This window comes from Bradyrhizobium sp. CSA207 (genome assembly GCF_029051685.1).
Lineage (GTDB): Bacteria > Pseudomonadota > Alphaproteobacteria > Rhizobiales > Xanthobacteraceae > Bradyrhizobium.
This window is the reverse complement of sequence record NZ_JAACFT010000020.1, coordinates 86,546-106,655: the sequence shown is the minus strand read 5'-3', so window position 1 is coordinate 106,655 and position 20,110 is coordinate 86,546. Positions and strand designations below refer to the sequence as shown.

Genomic DNA, 20,110 nt, shown 5'->3' with positions numbered 1-20,110 from the left:
AGGTGCCGGAGCTGCAAGGCGGACAGCTCTAGGTCGTGGCGCGCAAGCCCATGCAGGAGTTGCGCGACCAAGTGAACGAGACCGTGCATCTATCCATCCCGGATGGGCTCGATGCCATGCTCCTGATCGATCGCGTGGACTGTGCCCAGAACGTCAGGACCTTCAGTCCGATCGGCGATCGATCGCCTATTCATGCAACCGCCATCGGCACGGCCGTGATGGCGCACCTTTCGCCGGACGAAATCGAAGCCATTATCCAGCGCGGACTGACGCGCTATACCGAGAACACGATCACGGACCCGGAGGCATTGCGCGCGGAGCTCGATCGTGTGCGCGAGCGCGGCTATTCGCTCAATCTTCGCTACTATCGTCCAGTCGTCTGCGCGATCGGCGCCGCCATTCTCGATTCGCAGGGCCGACCGGTTGGCGGTCTCTGCATCTCCATGCCCGCTTCCCGCTACGTCGAACAAAACGAAAAGATCTGGGGCGGCATGGTCAACGCGGCGGCGCGCAAGATCAGCGTAGGCTGAGCTTGCGTCCCATGCCCTCGCCGCAACACGCCTCTGAATTTCGGCGGTTACCCGTGGCGGAGGCCACACCGAGGCAATCCCGCCTTGCAGGCCGTTCCGCAGTCCTGCTTCCAGCCTCAGCAGCACCGACCCGCAAGCCGAACCGTGCGGCTGATATCACCCACCGTTCGACCAGCTTCCAATCCCTAAAATTCAGAGACCTTTCCGACCGCAAGTCCGGCAAAGCGACCTGGCCAATAGGGCGTTGGATCGACAATCGGCGCGGCGCCGGTCACCATGTCCGCGATGAGGTGCCCCGATCCAGGGCCGATACCAAAGCCGTGGCCACTAAAGCCTGCGGCCAATATCAATCCAGGCTGGCCAGAAGCCTCTCCGATGACCGGCACGCCATCGGGTGTCGAGTCGATGTAGCCGCCCCACGCGGCGGTGATCTTCGCGTCTTTCAATGCCGGCAACAGTTCAAGGGCGCGACGTTGCGTAAGTTCGATCGTCCCTTGATCGGGCGCGGGATCCAGAATGCGCATGCGCTCCATCGGCGTCGGCTCGTTCACGCGCCAACGCTGGAGCGTTTCGTGTCCGGACCTGACCCCTTCGAGGCTGCCCGGGAGCAGACTGCGCCAACGCCGCAAGAACATCGGCAGGAATTGCGGGGCGAAGCGGAGCTGCTGCGCAGTTGGATCGATGCGGCCTCGGCCGCTGATGGCGAGCGTATATCCGCCATCGCTCCGTTTCGTAATCGAAACCGCGGAGGTGTGGAGTGCGTCCGGCAGGCCTTTCGCACCCTCCGAGACAGACAGGATGGACGAGCGGATCGAGGCGAGCGGAAGGCGAATGCCGGCCTGATGGCAGAAGGACGAGGACCACGCGCCGCCCGCCAGTATGGCGACCCGCGTACGAATCGTGCCGCGCTCCGTCACCACCGCGCTCACGCGGCCGCCCTCGGTCTCGAACCCACGAGCGGCACACATCTGATGCACAGTGCCCCCAGCTTTGAGGATCGCTCGCGCCACCGCCGGCGCGGCGTTGGCAGGATCGGCGGTGCCGTCGGTAGGCGAGAAGACTCCGCCCCTCCAGGTTCGCCCCGTCGCTGCGCCGCGCTGCGTCGCCTCGGTCGCACTGAGCATGTGTGTGGTCACGCCGACCCTTTGCGCGAAGTCGCGCCAGCGCGCCCATCCCTCGATCTCGTCCTCATCATTGCTGAGATACAGGAGACCACAGCGGGAAAAACCCGTGTTCTCGCCGCTTTCGGCGCCAAATCTCTCCCAGAGGTCCAGACTCCTGGTTGCCATCGGCAACTCTCGGGCATCGCGGTTTTGCTGGCGGCACCAGCCCCAGTTTCGGCTGGACTGCTCGGCTCCGATCCGCCCCTTTTCCACAAGGGCGACGCTAAGGCCTCTCAGGGTGAGATAATAGGCTGCAAACACTCCAACGATGCCGCCTCCGATGACCACCGCGTCGGCGCTGGGGGGAATATCCGGCGAGGTCTCGATATGGCTGAGTGGCGCGGGCATCGTGACTTCCTGGTGTTTGCTCGGCGCATCGTAAGTCATGCGCCGGCGCGTGCGGCGTTGGATTCGATAGGAGCTCAGCACTTTATGCTTTATCCGCGCGGTCCTGCAAAACTGCGCTCTAGCCGAATGGTATAATGTCAGTGATGGACATTAGATGCAGGATAAGTGAGTTTTCGGTTCACTGTGCCAAATTTTATGCTGCGCCGTTTGGCGCTTGCTCGATGGAGGGTCGCCAATGAAGCTGGATCGGATCGACATCAAGATCCTCCACGAACTCCAGAAGAACGGTCGCATCACCAACGTCGAGCTCGCCGAGTTGGTGAACCTGTCGCCCAGTCCATGTCTCATGCGCGTGAAGAGGCTGCAGAGTGAGGGCTATATCGAGGGTTATTCGGCCCGGATCAATGTGCGCAAGCTGGGGCAGACGCTGACCGTGTTCACGGAGGTGACGTTGAAGAACCACAGGCAAATCGACTTTGCCCGCTTCCTCGCGGCGGTTGACAAGGTCGACCAGCTGATCGAATGCCATCTCGTCTCGGGAGGTTACGACTACATGCTGAAGTTCGTCACCGCCAGCATTGGCGAGTACCAGACGATCATGGAACGTTTGACGGACATGGATATCGGAATCGACAAATACTTCAGCTTCGTCGTCTTGAAGTCGCCCATCGTGCGCTCGCAGATGCCGCTGACCAGCCTGTTTCCAGCTTGATGGCAGACTGCGCCAGCCGCTTCTATTGGCGACAATAGGCCCGCACTGCATCGGCATTCTGTTCCAGGTTATCGAGCCAGGCCGGGTCGAGCTTGGGGACCGAAGAGAACAGCAGCCGGGTATAAGGGTGCTGCGGTGCCGTCAACCGGGCCGGCGTGATCTCCTCGACCTTTTGACCGCGATACATCACGATGATCTCGTCGCAAATCGCCTCGACGACGGACAGGTCATGGCTGATGAAGATGTAGGAGAGACCGAGTTCGCGTTGCAACTCCTTCAGGAGCTCGACCACCGCGGCCGCCACGACCGTGTCGAGAGCCGACGTGATCTCGTCGCACAGGATGAGCGTCGGCTCGGCAGCGAGTGCCCGCGCGAAATTCACCCGCTGCTTTTGACCGCCTGAAAGTTCTCCTGGCAATCGATGGCGCACCGATTTGGGGAGATGGACCAGACCGAGAAGCTCGCTGACGCGCGTATCGCGCGCCTTGCCGCTCATGCCGTGGTAGAAGGTGAGGGGGCGCCTCAAGATGTCTTCCACCGATTTCGCGGGATTGAGAGCGGTGTCGGCGTGCTGGAACACGATCTGAATCTGGCGGAGCTCGTTGCGGGTACGGCCGCGGCCGGCTTTCCCCAATTCGCGCCCGTCGAAGATAATATCGCCCGCATACGCCGGAAGGATCCCGGCAATCGCCCGGGCAAGGGTTGACTTGCCGCAACCGGACTCGCCGATGATACCGAGATTCCGCCCTCGATCCAGCTCGAGGCTGACCGCCTGGACAACGCTGATCAACGGTTGTCCATCGCGCAGACGAGGGCCATAACCGACCGTCAGATTGTCGACCTGAAGCAACGGACGCTTCGTCGTTTCCTCGCATTCAGGCCCGCGCTGTTGTGCCTTCGGCCTGAACGCCGCAAGCAGCTCCCGCGTATAGGGGTGCTGGGCGTCGTCGAGGATCTGGCTGGTCGTGCCCGTTTCCTGGACTGAGCCGTCTTTGAGCACGACGATCCGATCGGCGATCTGGGCGACGACGGCCAGATCGTGCGAGACGTAGATGCCGGCGATGTTGTGCTGCGCCGTGACGGCCTTGAATGCGCGCAGCACCTCAACCTGGGTCGTGACATCGAGTGCCGTAGTGGGCTCGTCGAAGATGACGACCTTGGGTTGGCCGATCAGGGCCATCGCGGCGGCGAGGCGCTGCAACTGACCACCCGAGACCTGGTGCGGATAGCGGTTGCCGATCGTTTCCGGCTCCGGCAGCGAGAGCGCTTTGAACAGGGAAAGGGCTTTCGCTCGTGCCTCAACGGCCGACATGAGCTTATGGATACGCGCGACCTCGGTGACCTGATCCATGATGGTGAGCGCAGGATTGAAGGCAGCCGCGGCGCTTTGCGGCACGTAGGCAACCCTCGTCCCGCGAATCCTGGCGCGTTCCGCTTCCGAAAGCTTCACCATGTCAACGCCAGCCACCCGCACTTCGCCGCCAGCGATGGCGCAGCCTTGGCGGGTGTAACCCATGAGCGTCATGGCAATCGTGGTTTTGCCCGAGCCGCTCTCGCCGATGAGGGCAACGATCTCGCCTTCGGCGATGTCGAGGCTAACGTCCTTGATGATCTCGACCCGCCTGCCTGCATCGGTCGTTGCTTCAACCCTGAGATTGCGGATCTCGACCAGGTTTCCCGTCATTCGGCGCTCCGGTCGCGGATTTTGCGCGGCAGATTGTCGATCAGAAGGTTGACGCAAATCGTGAGACTTGCAATGGCGAGCGAAGGGAAGATCACCGCCGGTGCACCAAAGGGCAGGCCGCCGATATTCTCACGAACCAATGCTCCCCAGTCGGCGTAGGGCGGTTGCACGCCGAGTCCGAGAAAGGACAAGCCGGAAAGCAGGAGCACGATGAAGACGAAGCGCAGGCCGAGATCGGCAAGCACGGGGCCGAGAATATTCGGAAGGATCTCGGAGGCGATGAGATAAGGCAGGCCTTCGCCCCGAATGCGGGCGACCACCATGAAGTCCATAGTGTTGACATTGACGGCGAGAGCGCGGGCGAAGCGATAGGCGCCCGGGGTGTAGATCACCGAGAGCGTCGCAATCAGCGCCGGGATTGACGAGCCGATGGCGGCAACCACGACGAGGCTGAACAGCTTGCTGGGAATCGAGTTGAGTGCATCGAGAAACCGGCTCAGTATGCTGTCCAGCCAGCCGCCGGCAACTGCTGCAGTCATGCCGAGTGCGACGCCGCTGAAACAGGCAATGGAGACGGCGGCAAGCGAGATGCCGAGCGTGTAGCGTGCCCCCATCAGGATGCGCGAGAAGATGTCGCGTCCAAGATAGTCTGAGCCAAACCACAGATCTCGGCTCATGGGCCCGAAGTAATCGGTATCGACGATCTCGCCGACGGAATGGGGGATAATGTGCGGCGCGAAAACGGCGACGCCGCCCCAGAGAAGGATGATGGCCAGCGCCGACAGGCCGATGAGATTGAAGCGATAGCCAAACCGTACGCCGAGCCGGCCGGGCGAAGTCGATTTCGTCATCGGAGCCTCGGATTGGACAGAACGGCGATGATGTCGGCTGCCGTGATCAATGTCAGATATCCCAGGCAGAAGATCATCGCGCATGTCTGGATCAGCGGCAGGTCGCGAGTCGAAACAGCATCGACCATCAGCTTTGCAACGCCGGGATAGTTGAAGATGGTCTCCACGATGATCACGCCGCCGAGCAAATACGATAGCGAGAGTGCGACCGAGTTGACGATGGGGCCAAGCGCATTGGGCAGTGCATGTCTCAACACCAGCCGGGGGCGCGAGGCTCCCTTGAGGAGCGCCATCTCGACATAGGGCGTGTTCAGTGTCTCCACTACGGCGGCGCGGGTCATGCGGATCATCTGCGCCGAAACGCCGATCGTGAGCGTTACGACCGGCATCGCATAGGTCCGCATCAGGTCATAGAACGACTTGACCTCGTTGGTGAAAGACAACGCCGGTAGCCATCTGAGATAGACTGCGAAGAGCAACACCGCCAGGGTTGCAATCATGAACTCCGGCACCGAGATGATGCCGATGGTCGCAACGGTAACGATGCGGTCGTAAAGCGTGCCGCGCCACATTGCGGCGGTGATGCCGAGCGTCAGGGCGAGCGGCACGGCGATCGAGGCGGTCAATCCTGCAAGCTTCATCGTGTTGGCGAGCCGTCCCCGTATCAGATTGGCGACCGAGACGTTGTTTGCATAAGACGTGCCGAAATCACCCTGGATGAGGCCGGCCATCCATCTCAGGAAGCGAACGATCGCGGGATCGTTGAGATGCATGGCCTTGCGCAGACCCTCGATGGCCTCGGGCGTCGCGGACTGCCCGAGCAAGATGGTGGCCGTATCGCCGGGCAGGAGCGCCGTGGCAAAGAAGACGGCAAACGAAACGATTACGAGCGTGATCAAGGCGATAAGAAGCCGCCTCACCGCAAGCGACGTAACTTGTCTCTTCACATTCGCGCTCCCGCACCGCCGCTCACTCTCTTCAGCCCATGGTCTCAATCTCAGGAGCCAGAGAAGGGATGTCGCTATGCGCCGGTCAGGCGGTAAGCCAGACGTATTCGGCGAAAGCGTAACCCATCATACCGCCGAGCGGGTTGGGCTCCAGTCCCTTCAGCTTGGCTGTGATGGCGTCCACATTGGAGATGTAGGCCGGAATGATGGTGCCCGCTTCTTCCGACACCAGGACCTGCATCTCGTTGTAGATCTCGCGGCGCTTGGCTTGATCAAGCGAACCGCGAGCCTCGAGCAGCATCTTGTCGAACTTTTCCGAGTTGAACCGGCTCTCGTTCCATGGTGCGTCAGACTTGTAGAGCAGTGAGAACAGGATGTCCGGCGTCGGACGCGGATTGAGGTTGCCGAAATGGACCGGCGCCTTCAGCCAGTAATTGCTCCAGTAGCCGTCAGAAGGCACGCGCTTCACGTCGAGCTTCATGCCGATTTGGGCGGCCGATGCCTGGACGATCATGGCCATGTCGATCGCCGAACCGGCCGCTTCGGAGGTGATGACCTCAATGGTCTGACCGAGAACGCCCGCTTTCTGGAAATGGAATTTGGCCTTGTCGAGGTCGAATGATTTGGGCTTAAGAGTCTTGTTGTAGAAGAAGTTGGCGGGCGACACCGGTTGATCATTGCCAATGACGCCGAAGCCGCGCAGTGCCGATTTGACGATCTGCTCGCGGTTGACGACGTATTTCATGCCCTCCACGAAATCCCGGTTGTTGCCGGGCACCATGTCCATCCGCATGTTCAGGTCGGTGTAGGTACCCGACGTGGTCGTGGACAGTGCGAAACCATTCTGGCCTTCGAGGAGGCGCACCGATCGCGGGTTGATCGCGGCCGCGAGATGAATATCCCCGGACAGCAACGCGTTGATACGAGCGTTTTCATCCGGAATGGCGAAAAACTCGAATGAATCAACATTCGGACCGCTCTTGAAGTAGTTGGGATTTCGCACGCCAATCGAGCGCTCGCCGGGGCTGAATTGCTTGCACTTGAAGGCGCCGGTCCCGTTACCCGTGGAGAAATCAGTCGTGCCGTCGGCCACGATCATGAAGTGATGCATCGACAGGATCGTCGGCAGATCCGCGTTGGGGCTCGCCAGCGTCACCTCGACAGTATTCTTGTCGATAGCCTTGAAGTCCGCCATTTGGGAAGCGATCGCTGCGACCTTCGATCCGGTAGCCTTGTCGAGATGACGCTTCAGCGAAAAGATGACGTCGTCGGCACTGAGATCCTTGCCATTGTGAAAGGTCACGCCCTTCTTCAGCTTGATCGTCCAGGTCTTGGCGTCGCCGCTCTCGATCGACTCGGCGAGCTCCATCTGGGGCACGCCGGCCTGATCGAGAAATGTCAGGCGGTTGTAGAAGGAGCAGCAGCGCACGTAATCGGTCGAGAGCGACGCTTTGGCAGGGTCAAGCGTGTCGGCGGTCGAGGACGACCAGGCCGCCGCTTTCAGGGCGCCGCCTTTCACGGGTGTCGCGGCCACCGCTTGCGACGCGCGGCCGAAGACCGCGTTGGCGGCCGCCAGGGCCATGCCGTTGGCGAGCATCAACTTCAGGAGGTCGCGGCGCGAAGCCCCGCGCCGGATAGCGCTCTCGATCGTGGCGTTGTCTGAACAAGACCAGTTCGTCGTGTCGCTCATGTCAATCCCTCGTCGCTGGCTAAGACTATGGCTCATGCTGCGGTGAGCGACAGATTGTTCTGTCGCGCCATTGTGGTGGATGCCGGCACGGTCTTGTCAAAACGACCGTGACGCGGCGCCCCTCAGGATTGCATTCTTTCCCGCGATCGAAGTCTCGCAGGATAGTTCGGCGGCTGCGTCCGTAAAAACCGTGGGCAACGGCAGAAAATTGCGAAGATAGCTTGTTTTCTAGTATTTCAAACCTGCGTCCAGCCAGCTCGTCGTGCTTGCCCATTAATGTTGCAATGCGGCGCGAACTTCGGCATCGGCCAGCGTGTCGTCGAGCGTCCTTGCTGTGCGCTCGATGATAGCATCGATATCGGCCTCGGAGCAGCAGAGCGGTGGAGCATAGCCCAACACGCCCGTTGGGAAAGCGCGGATGACGAGGCCGTTTTTCCAGGCGCGATCGAAGATGCGCTTTGCTGGTTCGGCCGCGGCGGGAAGCTGCGTCTTGCGCTGCTTGTCGGTGACGAGTTCGATAGCGGCGAGCATGCCACGGCCGCGTACGTCCCCGACGAGGGGATGATCCCTGAGCGATTGAAGACCAGCCATCAGACGTGCACCCGCCTCCGCGCCATTCGCAAGCAGGCCGTTTTCGTAGAGGCGCAGCACTTCCAGGGCTACGGCGGCGCTGACGGGATGTGCGGAGTAGGTATAACCGTGGCCGACAGCGCTTGAGCCCGCCGCATCGGCGATCGTGTCGTAGACATGATCCGACAGGAAGACCGCACCCATTGGCACGTATCCAGAGGTCAATCCCTTGGCGACGGTCATGAGGTCAGGGACGATTTCGTCCTCGCTGCACGCAAAAAGCGGTCCGGTCCTGCCGAACCCGGTAATGACCTCGTCCGCCACGAAGAGGATGCCGTAAGCCTTGCACCGCGCGCGCATCGCCTTCATCCAGCCCTTGGGCGGCACGAGCACACCGCCTGAGCCTTGGATCGGCTCGGCATAGAACGCGGCGACGCGTTGCGGGCCGCCGATCTCCTCGATTTTCGCATCGAGCGCGGCCAGCGAGGCGGCGATGATGGTGTCACCGTCCTCTCCGGCCGGATTGCGATAGACATAGTGCGAGGGGATCCTGTGCTGCCAGCTGAGTGGCACGCCGAACCCGGCATGGAAGGCGGGCAGGGCTGTCAGCCCGGCGCCGACGGTCGAAGATCCATGATATCCCTGTTCGACGGTGATGAAATGCTCACGCTGCGGCTCGCGGCGGGCGTGCCAGTAGTAGCGGATGAAGCGGATTGTGCTGTCGACTGCGTCAGAACCGCCGAGCGTAAAGTAGACATGGTTCAGGTCGCCGGGCGCTCGCTGCGCCAACTCCGCCGCCAGCCGGATCGCCGGCTCCGAGCCGAGGCTGAAGTAGCCCGTTGCATAGGGAAGCTCCTGCATCTGCCTGGCAGCGGCCGCAACGATGCTCTCGTGACCATAGCCAGCATTGACGCACCAGAGCCCGGCAAACCCGTCGACGAGTTGATGTCCGGACGCGTCCGTCACGGTCGCTCCCCTAGCCGATTTCAGTACCCTGACGCCGGAGGTCTCATGGCCCCGATAGGATGCGACCGGGTGGACGAGATGAGCCCGATCGAGCTCGATGAGCGAGTTGCTGAGCATCAAGGTCTCCGCTTATCCGAAAGCCTGGCTGGCGAGGGCGAATGTGGTGAATGGCGCGCGACTGGATCGCGCAACGGCAGGGCGCTGCATGGCAATGCTCTCGTCCACCCGGGCGAGGCCCTTGTCGGTGAGCCAGGCCCCCAATTGAGGTGCCTCGGCGGTATCCACGCGAACGAACCGTCCTTCCCGCCCAGCCATGAAATAGGCAAGCAGAGCTTTCCCATCGTCGGCGTTCGCGGCCACGACGGGACCGATCACCTCGCCTCTGCCGAAGTCGCGTAGCGCCGCAAATCCAGTGATCTCTTGGTCATTACCAACGACCGCGAGGCAGCCGACCTTCGCAACAGCACGGAGCAGATCTTCCCGGTTTGCACCGTACGCGCTTCTGTCGAGATCGATGATCTCGGAGATATCGCGCGGCTCTGCCGGCCGGACATTGATAGGCGCGGTGACATGCGAGGCTGGTCCCTGATGCTGGACGATCGTTCCGGTCTGGCTAAAGCCGAGCTTCTGATAGAGCGGAAGACCCTCGCCAGTTGCAACGAGCCTCAGCGTCCGCGGTCCCGCCAGCGCGATGACTGCCTCCATGAGCTGGCGGCCCAATCCGCGCTCGCGGGCGGCTTCATCGACGATGACCATGTTGATGGTTGCGACATCTCGCTTGTAGGGCGTCATCAGAATCGTCCCGAGCACGGTTGAGGCATTCGCGTCCAGCGCGACGAATCCCGTACTCAGCTCGAGTGCCAGTTGCCAGTCCTCGATGCGATGCGGCCACTTGGCTTGACGTGAAAGACGCAGGGCCCCTTCGAGATGCTCGGGGCGGAAGGCGGTGAGCGATAAGGTGCTCCGGGTCATCGAGTCGTTTTCCTATCCGGCACCAGTCTCGTATTTTGGCGATGTGCAGATCGTCCGAAGGCCGCCGCGCCAACGATATCTTCCACCGCAGCCGACGGAAAAGCCGCATCTTATGCCGCGTGGCTGTTCTAGTGTTGCGGCACCGACATCCCGCGAGTGCACCAGGACAAAGATGATGAGCCAGTTTCGCCCGAAATACGTGACCTTCGATTGCTACGGCACGCTGACGAACTTCCAGATGGCAGAAGCGGCGCAGGATCTGTATCGCGCCCGTCTACCCGAACCGCAGATGGCCGCACTCGTCCGGGATTTCGCGGCGTATCGGCTCGACGAGATTCTCGGCGACTGGAAACCCTATGCCGACGTGATCCACAATGCGCTGGAGCGGGCCTGCAAGCGCAATAGCGTCGCCTTCAAGGCCGAGCATGCGCAGATGGTGTATGATCGCGTGCCGAGCTGGGGGCCGCATCCGGACGTTCCTGTCGGCCTTGCCAAGGTCGCCAAGGAGATTCCGCTCGTCATCCTCTCGAACGCCATGAATGCGCAACTGCCTTCCAACGTGGCGAAGCTTGGGGCGCCTTTTCATGCCGCACTCACGGCTGAACAGGCTCGATCCTATAAGCCTCGCATGAAGGGCTTTGAATTCATGTTCGATACGCTGGGCTGCGGGCCGGAAGACGTGGTGCACTGCTCCTCGTCCTTTCGCTACGACCTGATGACGGCTCATGACCTCGGTATCAAGAACAAGGTATGGGTCAACCGGGGGCACGAGCCCGCCAACCCCTACTACGGCTACGTTGAGATCAAGGATATCGGGGGCTTGCCAAGCGTGTTCGGGCTCTGAGCGGTCGGGATCTGCGGTGAAATACGTTTCCTACTGGCACGATACCGCACCAAGCTTCGGCGGCGGGGATACTGGATCCGTCGAGGGGCTCTATGACGTCGCGGTGATCGGTGGCGGCTTCACCGGCTTGGGGGCTGCGCGCCAGCTCGCGAAAGCGGGAGCAAGAGTCGTCGTTCTCGAAGCGGACCGGGTGAATAGCGGAGCATCGGGCCGGAACGGCGGACATCTCAACAACGGTCTGGCTCATAGTTATCTTTCCGCCAAGGCGGAATTGGGAAAGGAGCGAGCCATCGCGCTTTACCGCGCGCTCGATGCCTCAATCGACACGCTCGAGGCGCTGATCGCGGAGGAGGGCATCGACTGCAATTTCCGCCGGGCGGGGAAGCTCAAGCTCGCGTCCAAACCCAAGCACTTCGATGCCATGGCGCTCAATTTCGAAGCGGTCCATCGCGAGGTTGATCCGGAGACCGCGTTGCTGTCCGCTCAGGATCTAAGCTCGGAAATCGGCTCTCCCTTCTTTGGCGCGATGCTCTCGAAGAAGAGCGCCATGATGCATATGGGGCGCTACGGCGTCGGATTGGCCGAGGCGGCCAAACGTCGCGGTGCGACCATCTTCGAGAAAGCACCGGTCATTGCGCAGGCGCGGGAAGGTTCGCGCCATCGCTTGGCGACGCCCCGTGGCAGCATCACTGCCGATCAGGTACTACTGGCGACAGGCGCGTACACCACACCGAATTTTCGCTACTTCCGTCGCCGCATCGTCACCGTCGGCAGCTTCATCATCGCGACCCGGCCGCTGGACACGGCCGAAATCGCCGCCACCATGCCAGGCAACCGCACTTGTGTCACTTCGATGAACGTCGGCAATTATTTTCGGCTGGCACCCGATAATCGCCTGATCTTCGGCGGACGTGCGCGCTTCTCGGCGACGTCCGATCAGCGTTCCGACGCAAAGAGCGGCGCCGTGCTGGTCGACAGTCTCACCCGAACGTTTCCGCAACTCGCCGGCATACCGATCGACTATTGCTGGGGCGGGCTCGTCGACATGACCAGTGATCGCTATCCACGCGCCGGCTATCAGGACGGGCTGTGGTATGCGATGGGCTATTCCGGCCACGGTGCGCAGCTCTCCACTCATCTCGGAATGACCATCGCCGACGCGATGCTCGGACGCGAAGATCAGAACCCGATGAAGGGCCTCGACTGGCCCGCGGTGCCCGGCCATTTCGGCAAACCGTGGTTCCTGCCGCTGGTGGGAATGTATTACAAGGCGCTCGATCGCGTTCAGTAGTCCGAACGGACGATCGCGCGCTCTCCTGAGGCGGGAGCGCGGAGCATTGCGCGCCGATCTGTCTTGAGCGGCTGCCTGGACGCGCGAGAGAGCGCAGGCATGCGCCCCCCTGCTTAGCCCAACCCACCGATATGGAAGGTCTTCATTTCGAGGTATTCCTCGATGCCGACCTGCGCTCCTTCGCGCCCCAAGCCGGATTGTTTGATGCCGCCGAATGGAGCCACCTCCGTCGATACCATGCCGGTGTTGAGGCCGATCATGCCGGCCTCGAGCGCCTCTGCGACGCGCCAGGAGCGCTTCAGGTCTCTGGTATAGAAATAGGCGGCAAGTCCGAACGGCGTCGCATTTGCGATGGCAATCGCCTGCTCGTCGGTCTCGAAACGGAAGAGCGGCGCGACTGGACCAAATGTTTCTTCGTGCGCCAGCACCATCTCGGTGGTCGCCTCCGTCAGGACGATCGGTGCGGTAAATTGCGGCCCTTTGGGCAGCCTCACCGGCTGGGCGGCGAGACGGGCGCCCTTGGACAGTGCGTCGGCGACATGGCGGTTGATCTTGCTGATCGCCGCCTCGTTGATCATCGGTCCGATCGCCACACCCGGCTCGAGGCCTGGTCCCACCTTCATTCTCTCGACGCGGACGACAAGCTTGTTCGCGAACGCATCATAGACGCCGGCCTGCACGAGGATCCGATTGGCGCAAACGCAGGTCTGGCCGCCATTGCGGAACTTCGACATGATCGCTCCCTCGACCGCGAGGTCGAGATCAGCATCGTCGAATACGATGAAGGGGGCATTTCCGCCGAGTTCGAGGCTCACGCGCTTGACGCTATCCGCGGCACCGCGCATGAGCAGCGAGCCGACGCGAGTCGAGCCCGTGAACGAGATCTTGCGCACGGTTTCGTTGGCAATAATCTCCGCGCCGATCTCGGTCGGCAGGCCGGTGACGACATTGATCACGCCCGCGGGAATACCGGCGCGCTCGGCCAGAACCGCGAGAGCGAGAGCCGAATGGGGCGTGAAGTCGGACGGTTTGATCACAACCGTGCACCCCGCCGCGAGCGCGGGCGCCACCTTGCGTGTGATCATGGCATTCGGGAAATTCCAGGGCGTGATGATTGCGCACACGCCCACCGGCTCCTTGAGAACTACGATGCGCCGGTCGGGCGTTGGCGAGGGGATCGTCGTGCCGCCGATACGCCGGGCTTCCTCCGCGAACCATTTGACGAAGGAGGCCCCGTAACGGATCTCCCCCTTGGACTCCTCCAACGGCTTGCCCTGTTCGAGCGTCAGAATGCGTGCCAAGTCGTCAAGATGCGCGATCATGAGTCCATGCCAGGCTTCCAGAAGCATTGCGCGCTCGGCGTTGGTCTTCGCACGCCAGGTGGTGTAAGCCTTGGCGGCAGCGGCAATAGCGGCGCGCGTGTCGTCCCGCCCCATATTCGGTACGGTGCCGAGAATGTCCTGGGTCGCCGGATCGATCACATCGATCGTTGCTCCCGAAAGTGCCCCCAGCCACTGGCCACCGATCAGCCCCTGCTGGCGGAAGAGCCCTTTGTCATTGAGGTTCTGCATCTGTTGATCCTTGTCGGTTAGGAAAGATGGGAAAGCACGGCTGCGGTGATTGCCCCGGTGCGCTCTTTGCCTGGAATCGTACCGATGCCACGGGACGTCGTGGCCTCCAGCGCTGCCATGACGCGTGCTGCGGCATCGGCCTCGCCAAGATGCTCGAGCATCATCGCGCCGGACCAGATGGCCGCGATCGGGTTGGCAATGCCGAGATGGGCGATATCGGGCGCTGAGCCGTGAACGGGTTCGAACATCGAAGGAGCGCTGCGGTCGGGATTGACGTTGGCGGAGGCCGCAAAGCCGAGTCCGCCCTGGATAGCGGCGCCGAGATCCGTCAGGATGTCACCAAAGAGGTTGGAGGCGACGACGACATCGAGGCTCTCCGGCGCCATGACCATCCGGGCGGCGAGCGCATCCACGTGGTAGCTCGTGGTTTCGACATCCGGATAGTCGGTGGCAACAAGTTGTGTCACCTCGTCCCAGAAGACCATCGAGTGTTTTTGGGCATTCGACTTGGTAACCGAAACGAGCTTTCCGCGTCGCTTGCGCGCCTGATCGAATCCGAATCGCAAAATCCGTTCCACGCCGGTGCGCGTAAACACAGCGGTCTCGACCGCCACTTCATCGGAGGTGCCCTGATGCACGCGTCCACCGGCGCCCGAATATTCGCCCTCGGTGTTCTCGCGGATGCAAAGGATGTCGAACTCGGTTCTCTTCAATGGGCCGTCGATGCCCGGGAGCAGGCGGTGCGGCCGAACATTGGCGTACTGCGTAAACCCCTTGCGAATCGGCAGCAGGAGACCGTGCAGCGACAGGGCATCGGGCACCTCCGCCGGCCAGCCGACTGCGCCGAGCAGGATGGCGTCGAATTTCTCCAGCGTCTTGATGCCGTCAGCAGGCATCATCGCGCCTGTTTCTTTATGGAAGGCGCAGGACCAGGGAAATCTCGTGCCATTGAGCGCAAAGCCTGAACCCTTGCCGGCGGCCTCGATCACGGCCCATGCGGCTTCTGTCACGTCGGGTCCAATGCCGTCGCCGGGAATGAGTGCGATAGCGTATGTCTTCATGAAAGCCCCTCGACATGGATTAGCACGCTCTTCGAGCGGCGGTTGGCGTGATATGCCTCTCGACCGAGATCCTTGCCGATGCCGGAGCGTTTGTAGCCTCCGGTCGGCAGGATGTGATCACGCGATCGACCATAGCGGTTGACCCACATCGTGCCCGCGGGGAGCGCGCGCGTGATCCGCATCACGCGTGAGACATCGCGGGTGAAAAGTCCGGCGGCAAGACCGTAGGTCGGGTGGTCGGCAAATCTTAAGGCTTCTTCCTCGGTGGTGAATGTCTGAAGCGTCAGCACCGGCCCGAAGATCTCTTCGCTGATGGCAGGAGAAGATTGATCCACCTTTGCAAGAAGCGTCGGTGCATAGAAATAGCCTTTGCCTTCCATCGGCTCGCCGCCCGCCAGGCACTCGGCGCCTCTCGCACAGGCTGCTCGCACGATCGTGTGAATCCGCGTGCGCTGTCTCTCGGAAATGATCGGCGAGTAGGTGGTTGCGGCATCCCAGGTCGGACCCGCGCGAACGGCTTTCATGCGAGCGAGGATGGCCTCAACGAGCGGTTCGCCCACGAAGGCGTGCGCTATCAGCCGCGCTCCGGCGACACAAGCTTGACCTGCATTGGCGAGGATGCCGCCGGCAATCGCCGCGGCAGCCTGATCGAGATCGGCGTCCGCAAACACGATCTGTGGGCTCTTGCCGCCGAGTTCGAGTGTCATTGGCTTGATGCCGGTACGCGCGATGTTGGCCATGATCGCAGCTCCCGCGCCGGTCGATCCGGTGAAGCTCACCTTGGCCACATCGGGATGCCCGGTAATGGCGGTGCCGGTCGTCGGTCCGTCTCCGAGCACGACGTTGATGAGTCCGGGAGGCAGGCCGGCCTTGACCGCCAATTGAGCCAGAAAGACGGAGGAGAATGGCGTCAATTCGGACGGCTTCAGCACGACGGCATTGCCCGCAGCAAGCGCCGGCCCAAGCTTCCAGCCTGCCATGGATACCGGAAAATTCCAGGGCGTGATGGCGCCGACGACGCCGTAGGGCTCGGTCATGATCATGCCGAGATGCTCGTCGTCGGTGGGCACCAGGTCGCCGCCCTCCTTATCGGCGAATTCGGCGAAGAAGCGGATTTGCTCCGCGGTGATCGCGATGTCTCCCGCAACGAGCTGACCGACCGGGCGGGTGGATGAAACCGCCTCGATTTTTGCGAGCGTGTCGGCTTCGCGCTCTATGAGATCGGCCCAGCGCTTAAGGACATTGGCTCGTTCGCGCGGCCGCACGCCTCCCCAGTTACTTGTCTTCAGAGCCTTCCTGGCGGTTTGAACCGCCTCGTCCACGATCTCCTCCGGGGCGACGGGACATTCGGCGTAGAACGAGCCATCCGAAGGCCGGTGCAGCGCAAGCAGGCCGGAAGTCTCCAGCAGCCGATCGCCGATGAAGTGGCCGATCGGCAGCGAAATCTGATCGGGATCGAAGCTCAGGCTCATTATACCGTGACGTAGATCTTGTGGACGGTCTCGATGGTCTTCCACACGCCCGTAAATCCGGGCTTCATGACGAAGCTGTCGCCAGCCCTGAACGTGAGCGGTTGGCCGCCATCCGGTGTGATCTCGATCGTGCCGGCGAGGATGTGACAGAACTCGAAGGTCTCTCCCTTGATGGAGCGTGTTTCGCCCGGCGTCGCTTCCCATACGCCGGTATGCACGAGTTCACCTTTGGCGACGTCTTGCGCCCAGGTCTTGTAGTGGGGCGTGCCGGCAATGAGCCGATCCGGCATCGGGCCGGATTCTTTCGGGGTGAAGCTCGGGTTGGGATCGATCAGTTTTAGCAGCAATTTGGGCTCCTCAGTAACCGCGTGTCCGATCCACGAGCCCATTGAGATCGAGGCCCGCTTCATATCGCTTGATGTTGTCGATGACCGCGCGCGCGGCGGTGTCCGCCTGGGTTGCGCTTGCCACATGCGGGGTCAGCAGCAGTTTCGGATGAGCCCAGAAGGCATGATCGGCAGGCAGCGGCTCCGGTTCGGTGACATCGATGACGGCGCCGGCGAGCTCGCCGGCATCCAGAGCAGCCAGAAGTGCGAGGTGATCGAGCTGGCCGCCGCGACCTGCATGGACGAGGGCTGCGCCTCTCGGCAACTGCGCAAAGAGCTCGCGATTCAGAATCCCGTGCGTGGCCTTGGTGAGCGGCAGCAGACAGACGAGGATGTCGGTTTCAGCGAGTATTTGGCCGAGACCGGCTTGCCCGCAATAGGTTGTAACGCCGTCGATCACCTTGTCCGATCGACTCCAGCCGCTCAAGCGAAAGCCGAAGGGCTTCAGGCTTTCCAGCACGGCGCGGCCGAGCACGCCAAGCCCGAGCAGCCCGACCCGGCGCTCGGCAGCCTGCTTCTGGGGCAATGCCCGCCACTCGCGTTGCCGCTGCAAATCAACATAGGCAGGAAGGTTGCGGTGGAGCGCAAGCACCGCGAGGGTGACATACTCCTGCATCATCCGGATGATGCCATCCTCCACCATCCGGACCACCTTCACCTCGGGCGGGATCACCTTGAGCGGAAATTGATCGATGCCGGCCCCGACTGAAAACAGGATCTCAAGGTTGCGATAGCGTTCGAGAGCCTCCGGTACGGTCCAACTGATGATATAGCGCACGTCGCCGGGATCGACGGTGGCCGGACCGATCGCAAAGCGCAGGTGCGGGAGTTTGCGAGCGAAGGCTTCACGAAAAACGGCCCCGCGCTGTGCGTCGGAATTGAAGAGAAATGTCATTTTTCGAGTTCGATCGCACTGAGAACGGCGAGCTTGCCGGGTTGAACTATGTTATCGGACCGAGCGTCGATCCGGTGCCGAATGCGATCGCGATTTGGTGGATTGTTTCGTTGGACGGCAATTCTGAAATGTAATCTGCGGCGAGGCTCGGTTTATGCTGAGCGTGACCGGAGCCCGGAGTGGCGGATTCGGTCGATGTCAGGTCCGATCAGAGGGAGACATGAAACCCCGTACGGCCAGTTCACTTACGATCGATGCCTTTGATGCGCGCGCGATCGACATCGATGCGGTCGGGCTCGAACAGCTTTACACCCTGTCGATCGGTGTCGGCTGGCCGCACCGGCCCGAGGACTGGCAGTTTCTGCGTGACATGGGTCACGGGATCGCGGTTCACGATGAAATTGGACGATTGCTGGGGTCGGCCATGTGGTTTCCCTACGGGCCGGATTTTGCCACTGTCGGCATGGTCATCACGTCACCCCGCGTTCAGACGCGCGGCACGGCCCGGTGGCTGATGAAGCATGTTCTGTCCGCGTGCAAGGGACGCAGTCTCCGCCTCAATGCCACGCGCGCAGCGCGCAAGCTCTATCTCTCGCTGGGCTTTCGTAACGAGCGAACGGTGTTCCAGCGTCAAGGCGAGGCGGAACACTCCGGCGAGCTGACGCGCCCTCCCGAAGGAGCCGAGCTGCGTCGCCTGGGCGAGAGGGATCTGGCGGCCATCGCCAAACTCGATGCGCAAGCGTTCGGGGCATCGCGCCTCGCGCTGCTTGCTGCTCTCCTTCCGCAATCCGTGGGGTTCGGGCTCTATCGGCGTGGTCGTCTCGAGGCCTTCGCGCTCTGTCGCCCGTTCGGGCGCGGGCATGTCGTGGGACCGGTGGTCGCCTCCCACGACAAGGACGCGATCGTGGTAATTGCGCCGCATGTCGCCGCCCATGAAGGAGAGTTTCTGAGGCTCGACACGCACCTCGCCGATGGCGAGTTCTGCTCTTTTTTGGCTAGCTCAGGCCTTGCATTTTTCGACAGCGTTACGACGATGTCGCTCGGGGGCGAGTTTCGGGATCCGAATGTCCGCTCTGGAAGGCAACCCGTAACTTACGCGCTTGCAAGCCAAGCGCTTGGCTAAAGTCGCGGACGAATGGCTCAGCAACTGAAAAGTTGAGGTCCGGGTCACGTTTACACCCTCCCAGCTACAGTGCGATCCGCGCGATCACATCAATAGCAGGCCGATATCAAGCCGAGCTTCGGATGGAGGCGGTCGATGGCGGTGAGCTCGCTTTGCATCTGTTCGATGATCCAATCGCGGATCTCGGCGGCGACAGGCCGCATCGGCCGATTGCGCGGCGGCAGGAATTCGCAAATCCGGCGCGTGCTGGTGAGCGCGTCGGATGCGGGCACGAGCGCGCCAGTCAATAGCCAGTGCGAGGTCACCGTCAACCAGCCGAGCGCGATGCCCTGACCGAGCAGCGCGGCCTGAACCACAACGGCATAGTCTGTGAAGCTCAGCGCCTTGGCCGCACCACGGCGCCGGGTGAGGAATGACGGGTAATCCGCGGCCCAGTCGCCTGGCGTCTCGGCGAGGCGGATGATGGTGTTGCCTTGCGCGGGTTCGCTCTCGCCGAGATACGCAGGGCTGCACATCGGTAGCATCACTTCCTTCATCACCAGCGTGCCGCCGGCGGACGGCTCGTCGCGGTCGCGGAAGCGCATGCCGAGATCGACATTCTCCACCGGCCCGCGCAGCGCGCCGGAGATGAGCTGGAAGCGCAGGTCGACCTGGGGAAATTGCCGCTGGAGCTTGTCGATGCGCGGCATGAGCCAGTGCGTGGTGAAAGCGGACGAGACCGACAGCGTCACCGTCTCGGTGCCCTTGCGGCGCCGCTCGATCTCGATCAACCCGCTTTCGATGCTACGAAATCCGTCGAGCACGCGCCGATAGAGCAGCTCGCCTTCCTCGGTGAGCACCGCGCGTCCTGCTTTGCGGTCGAACAGGCGCACGCCAAGGTACTCCTCGAACTGGCCGAGCATTCGGCTCACCGCCGGCTGCGTGACGTTGAGCTCGGCTGCTGCCGCCGTGAAACTGCCATTGCGCGCCGCTGCGTCGAAGACGAACAGGGCGTTTGAGGAGGGCAGCATCCGGCGCAGCTCGGGCATAACGCC

At 62.1% G+C, this 20,110-nt stretch carries 18 protein-coding genes; 5 read left to right on the top strand and 13 right to left on the bottom strand.

Going from position 1 to position 20,110, the window contains the following annotated elements; all coding sequences use genetic code 11:
• Nucleotides 1–35: 35 nt before the first annotated feature.
• Nucleotides 36–530, top strand: coding sequence for an IclR family transcriptional regulator (locus GWG65_RS23010; protein WP_275197855.1), 495 nt, complete (start codon nt 36–38; stop codon nt 528–530).
• A gap of 185 nt (nt 531–715) precedes the next feature.
• Here GWG65_RS23010 and GWG65_RS23005 read toward each other — a convergent pair whose 3' ends face one another.
• Complete coding sequence (locus GWG65_RS23005) at nt 716–2,041, bottom strand: FAD-binding oxidoreductase (protein ID WP_275197854.1); 1,326 nt, start codon at nt 2,039–2,041, stop codon at nt 716–718.
• A gap of 235 nt (nt 2,042–2,276) precedes the next feature.
• Between GWG65_RS23005 and GWG65_RS23000 the strand changes: the two genes are divergently transcribed.
• Nucleotides 2,277–2,753 (top strand): Lrp/AsnC family transcriptional regulator, encoded by a 477-nt coding sequence (locus GWG65_RS23000; RefSeq protein WP_275197853.1) that lies wholly within the window; start codon nt 2,277–2,279, stop codon nt 2,751–2,753.
• Between the two features lie 22 nt (nt 2,754–2,775).
• Here the strand turns inward: GWG65_RS23000 and GWG65_RS22995 are convergent, their stop codons facing one another.
• The 6 genes from GWG65_RS22995 to GWG65_RS22970 all read right to left on the bottom strand — a co-directional run bounded on the left by GWG65_RS22995 (nt 2,776) and on the right by GWG65_RS22970 (nt 10,433).
• On the bottom strand, nt 2,776–4,437 hold the full coding sequence (locus GWG65_RS22995) for an ABC transporter ATP-binding protein (protein ID WP_275197852.1): 1,662 nt from the start codon (nt 4,435–4,437) through the stop codon (nt 2,776–2,778).
• Complete coding sequence (locus GWG65_RS22990; RefSeq protein ID WP_275197851.1) at nt 4,434–5,288, bottom strand: ABC transporter permease; 855 nt, start codon at nt 5,286–5,288, stop codon at nt 4,434–4,436. The genes GWG65_RS22995 and GWG65_RS22990 overlap by 4 nt, the downstream gene beginning before the upstream one ends.
• Nucleotides 5,285–6,235, bottom strand: coding sequence for an ABC transporter permease (locus GWG65_RS22985; protein ID WP_275197850.1), 951 nt, complete (start codon nt 6,233–6,235; stop codon nt 5,285–5,287). Before GWG65_RS22985 ends, GWG65_RS22990 begins: the two co-directional genes overlap by 4 nt.
• Nucleotides 6,236–6,320: 85 nt before the next feature.
• Complete coding sequence (locus tag GWG65_RS22980) at nt 6,321–7,925, bottom strand: ABC transporter substrate-binding protein (RefSeq protein ID WP_275197849.1); 1,605 nt, start codon at nt 7,923–7,925, stop codon at nt 6,321–6,323.
• A 273-nt stretch (nt 7,926–8,198) separates the two neighbouring features.
• Complete coding sequence (locus GWG65_RS22975; protein WP_275197848.1) at nt 8,199–9,578, bottom strand: aspartate aminotransferase family protein; 1,380 nt, start codon at nt 9,576–9,578, stop codon at nt 8,199–8,201.
• Between the two features lie 12 nt (nt 9,579–9,590).
• Entirely contained in the window at nt 9,591–10,433 is an 843-nt protein-coding gene (locus GWG65_RS22970; RefSeq protein WP_275197847.1) for a GNAT family N-acetyltransferase, read from the bottom strand.
• 175 nt (nt 10,434–10,608) lie between these two features.
• Between GWG65_RS22970 and GWG65_RS22965 the strand changes: the two genes are divergently transcribed.
• On the top strand, nt 10,609–11,277 hold the full coding sequence (locus GWG65_RS22965; RefSeq protein WP_275197846.1) for a haloacid dehalogenase type II: 669 nt from the start codon (nt 10,609–10,611) through the stop codon (nt 11,275–11,277).
• A 16-nt stretch (nt 11,278–11,293) separates the two neighbouring features.
• Nucleotides 11,294–12,568 carry an FAD-binding oxidoreductase gene (locus GWG65_RS22960; protein ID WP_275197845.1) on the top strand — a complete coding sequence of 425 codons (1,275 nt, stop codon included), beginning with the start codon at nt 11,294–11,296 and terminating at the stop codon, nt 12,566–12,568.
• A gap of 113 nt (nt 12,569–12,681) precedes the next feature.
• On the opposite strand, the gene GWG65_RS22955 is transcribed toward GWG65_RS22960, so the two are convergent.
• The 5 genes from GWG65_RS22955 to GWG65_RS22935 all read right to left on the bottom strand — a co-directional run bounded on the left by GWG65_RS22955 (nt 12,682) and on the right by GWG65_RS22935 (nt 17,953).
• Nucleotides 12,682–14,139 carry an NAD-dependent succinate-semialdehyde dehydrogenase gene (locus GWG65_RS22955; protein ID WP_275197844.1) on the bottom strand — a complete coding sequence of 486 codons (1,458 nt, stop codon included), beginning with the start codon at nt 14,137–14,139 and terminating at the stop codon, nt 12,682–12,684.
• Between the two features lie 17 nt (nt 14,140–14,156).
• Entirely contained in the window at nt 14,157–15,200 is a 1,044-nt protein-coding gene (locus GWG65_RS22950; protein ID WP_275197843.1) for a tartrate dehydrogenase, read from the bottom strand.
• Nucleotides 15,197–16,672, bottom strand: a complete 1,476-nt coding sequence (locus GWG65_RS22945; RefSeq protein ID WP_275197842.1) for an aldehyde dehydrogenase family protein — start codon at nt 16,670–16,672, stop codon at nt 15,197–15,199. The genes GWG65_RS22950 and GWG65_RS22945 overlap by 4 nt, the downstream gene beginning before the upstream one ends.
• The gene (locus tag GWG65_RS22940; protein WP_275197913.1) at nt 16,672–16,962 is read right to left on the bottom strand and encodes a cupin domain-containing protein; all 291 of its coding nucleotides are present in this window, start codon (nt 16,960–16,962) and stop codon (nt 16,672–16,674) included. The genes GWG65_RS22945 and GWG65_RS22940 overlap by 1 nt, the downstream gene beginning before the upstream one ends.
• A gap of 67 nt (nt 16,963–17,029) precedes the next feature.
• Nucleotides 17,030–17,953: a glyoxylate/hydroxypyruvate reductase A gene (locus tag GWG65_RS22935; protein WP_275197841.1), complete on the bottom strand. Its 924-nt coding sequence runs from the start codon at nt 17,951–17,953 to the stop codon at nt 17,030–17,032.
• Between the two features lie 220 nt (nt 17,954–18,173).
• On the opposite strand from GWG65_RS22935, the gene GWG65_RS22930 reads away from it, so the two are divergent.
• Entirely contained in the window at nt 18,174–19,076 is a 903-nt protein-coding gene (locus GWG65_RS22930) for a GNAT family N-acetyltransferase (protein ID WP_275197840.1), read from the top strand.
• Nucleotides 19,077–19,165: 89 nt separating this feature from the next.
• Here the strand turns inward: GWG65_RS22930 and GWG65_RS22925 are convergent, their stop codons facing one another.
• Nucleotides 19,166–20,104, bottom strand: coding sequence for a LysR family transcriptional regulator (locus tag GWG65_RS22925; protein WP_275197839.1), 939 nt, complete (start codon nt 20,102–20,104; stop codon nt 19,166–19,168).
• Nucleotides 20,105–20,110: the final 6 nt, after the last annotated feature.

Excerpts from the sequence above, each read along its gene's own strand:
- GWG65_RS23005 (WP_275197854.1), bottom strand. The coding sequence starts at position 2,041 with ATGCCCGCGCCACTCAGCCATATCGAGACCTCGCCGGATATTCCCCCC.
- GWG65_RS23000 (WP_275197853.1), top strand. The coding sequence starts at position 2,277 with ATGAAGCTGGATCGGATCGACATCAAGATCCTCCACGAACTCCAGAAG.
- GWG65_RS22995 (WP_275197852.1), bottom strand. The coding sequence starts at position 4,437 with ATGACGGGAAACCTGGTCGAGATCCGCAATCTCAGGGTTGAAGCAACG.
- GWG65_RS22990 (WP_275197851.1), bottom strand. The coding sequence starts at position 5,288 with ATGACGAAATCGACTTCGCCCGGCCGGCTCGGCGTACGGTTTGGCTAT.
- GWG65_RS22980 (WP_275197849.1), bottom strand. The coding sequence starts at position 7,925 with ATGAGCGACACGACGAACTGGTCTTGTTCAGACAACGCCACGATCGAG.
- GWG65_RS22975 (WP_275197848.1), bottom strand. The coding sequence starts at position 9,578 with ATGCTCAGCAACTCGCTCATCGAGCTCGATCGGGCTCATCTCGTCCAC.
- GWG65_RS22970 (WP_275197847.1), bottom strand. The coding sequence starts at position 10,433 with ATGACCCGGAGCACCTTATCGCTCACCGCCTTCCGCCCCGAGCATCTC.
- GWG65_RS22965 (WP_275197846.1), top strand. The coding sequence starts at position 10,609 with ATGAGCCAGTTTCGCCCGAAATACGTGACCTTCGATTGCTACGGCACG.
- GWG65_RS22955 (WP_275197844.1), bottom strand. The coding sequence starts at position 14,139 with ATGCAGAACCTCAATGACAAAGGGCTCTTCCGCCAGCAGGGGCTGATC.
- GWG65_RS22950 (WP_275197843.1), bottom strand. The coding sequence starts at position 15,200 with ATGAAGACATACGCTATCGCACTCATTCCCGGCGACGGCATTGGACCC.
- GWG65_RS22945 (WP_275197842.1), bottom strand. The coding sequence starts at position 16,672 with ATGAGCCTGAGCTTCGATCCCGATCAGATTTCGCTGCCGATCGGCCAC.
- GWG65_RS22940 (WP_275197913.1), bottom strand. The coding sequence starts at position 16,962 with ATGCCGGATCGGCTCATTGCCGGCACGCCCCACTACAAGACCTGGGCG.
- GWG65_RS22935 (WP_275197841.1), bottom strand. The coding sequence starts at position 17,953 with ATGACATTTCTCTTCAATTCCGACGCACAGCGCGGGGCCGTTTTTCGT.
- GWG65_RS22930 (WP_275197840.1), top strand. The coding sequence starts at position 18,174 with ATGAAACCCCGTACGGCCAGTTCACTTACGATCGATGCCTTTGATGCG.
- GWG65_RS22925 (WP_275197839.1), bottom strand. The coding sequence starts at position 20,104 with ATGCCCGAGCTGCGCCGGATGCTGCCCTCCTCAAACGCCCTGTTCGTC.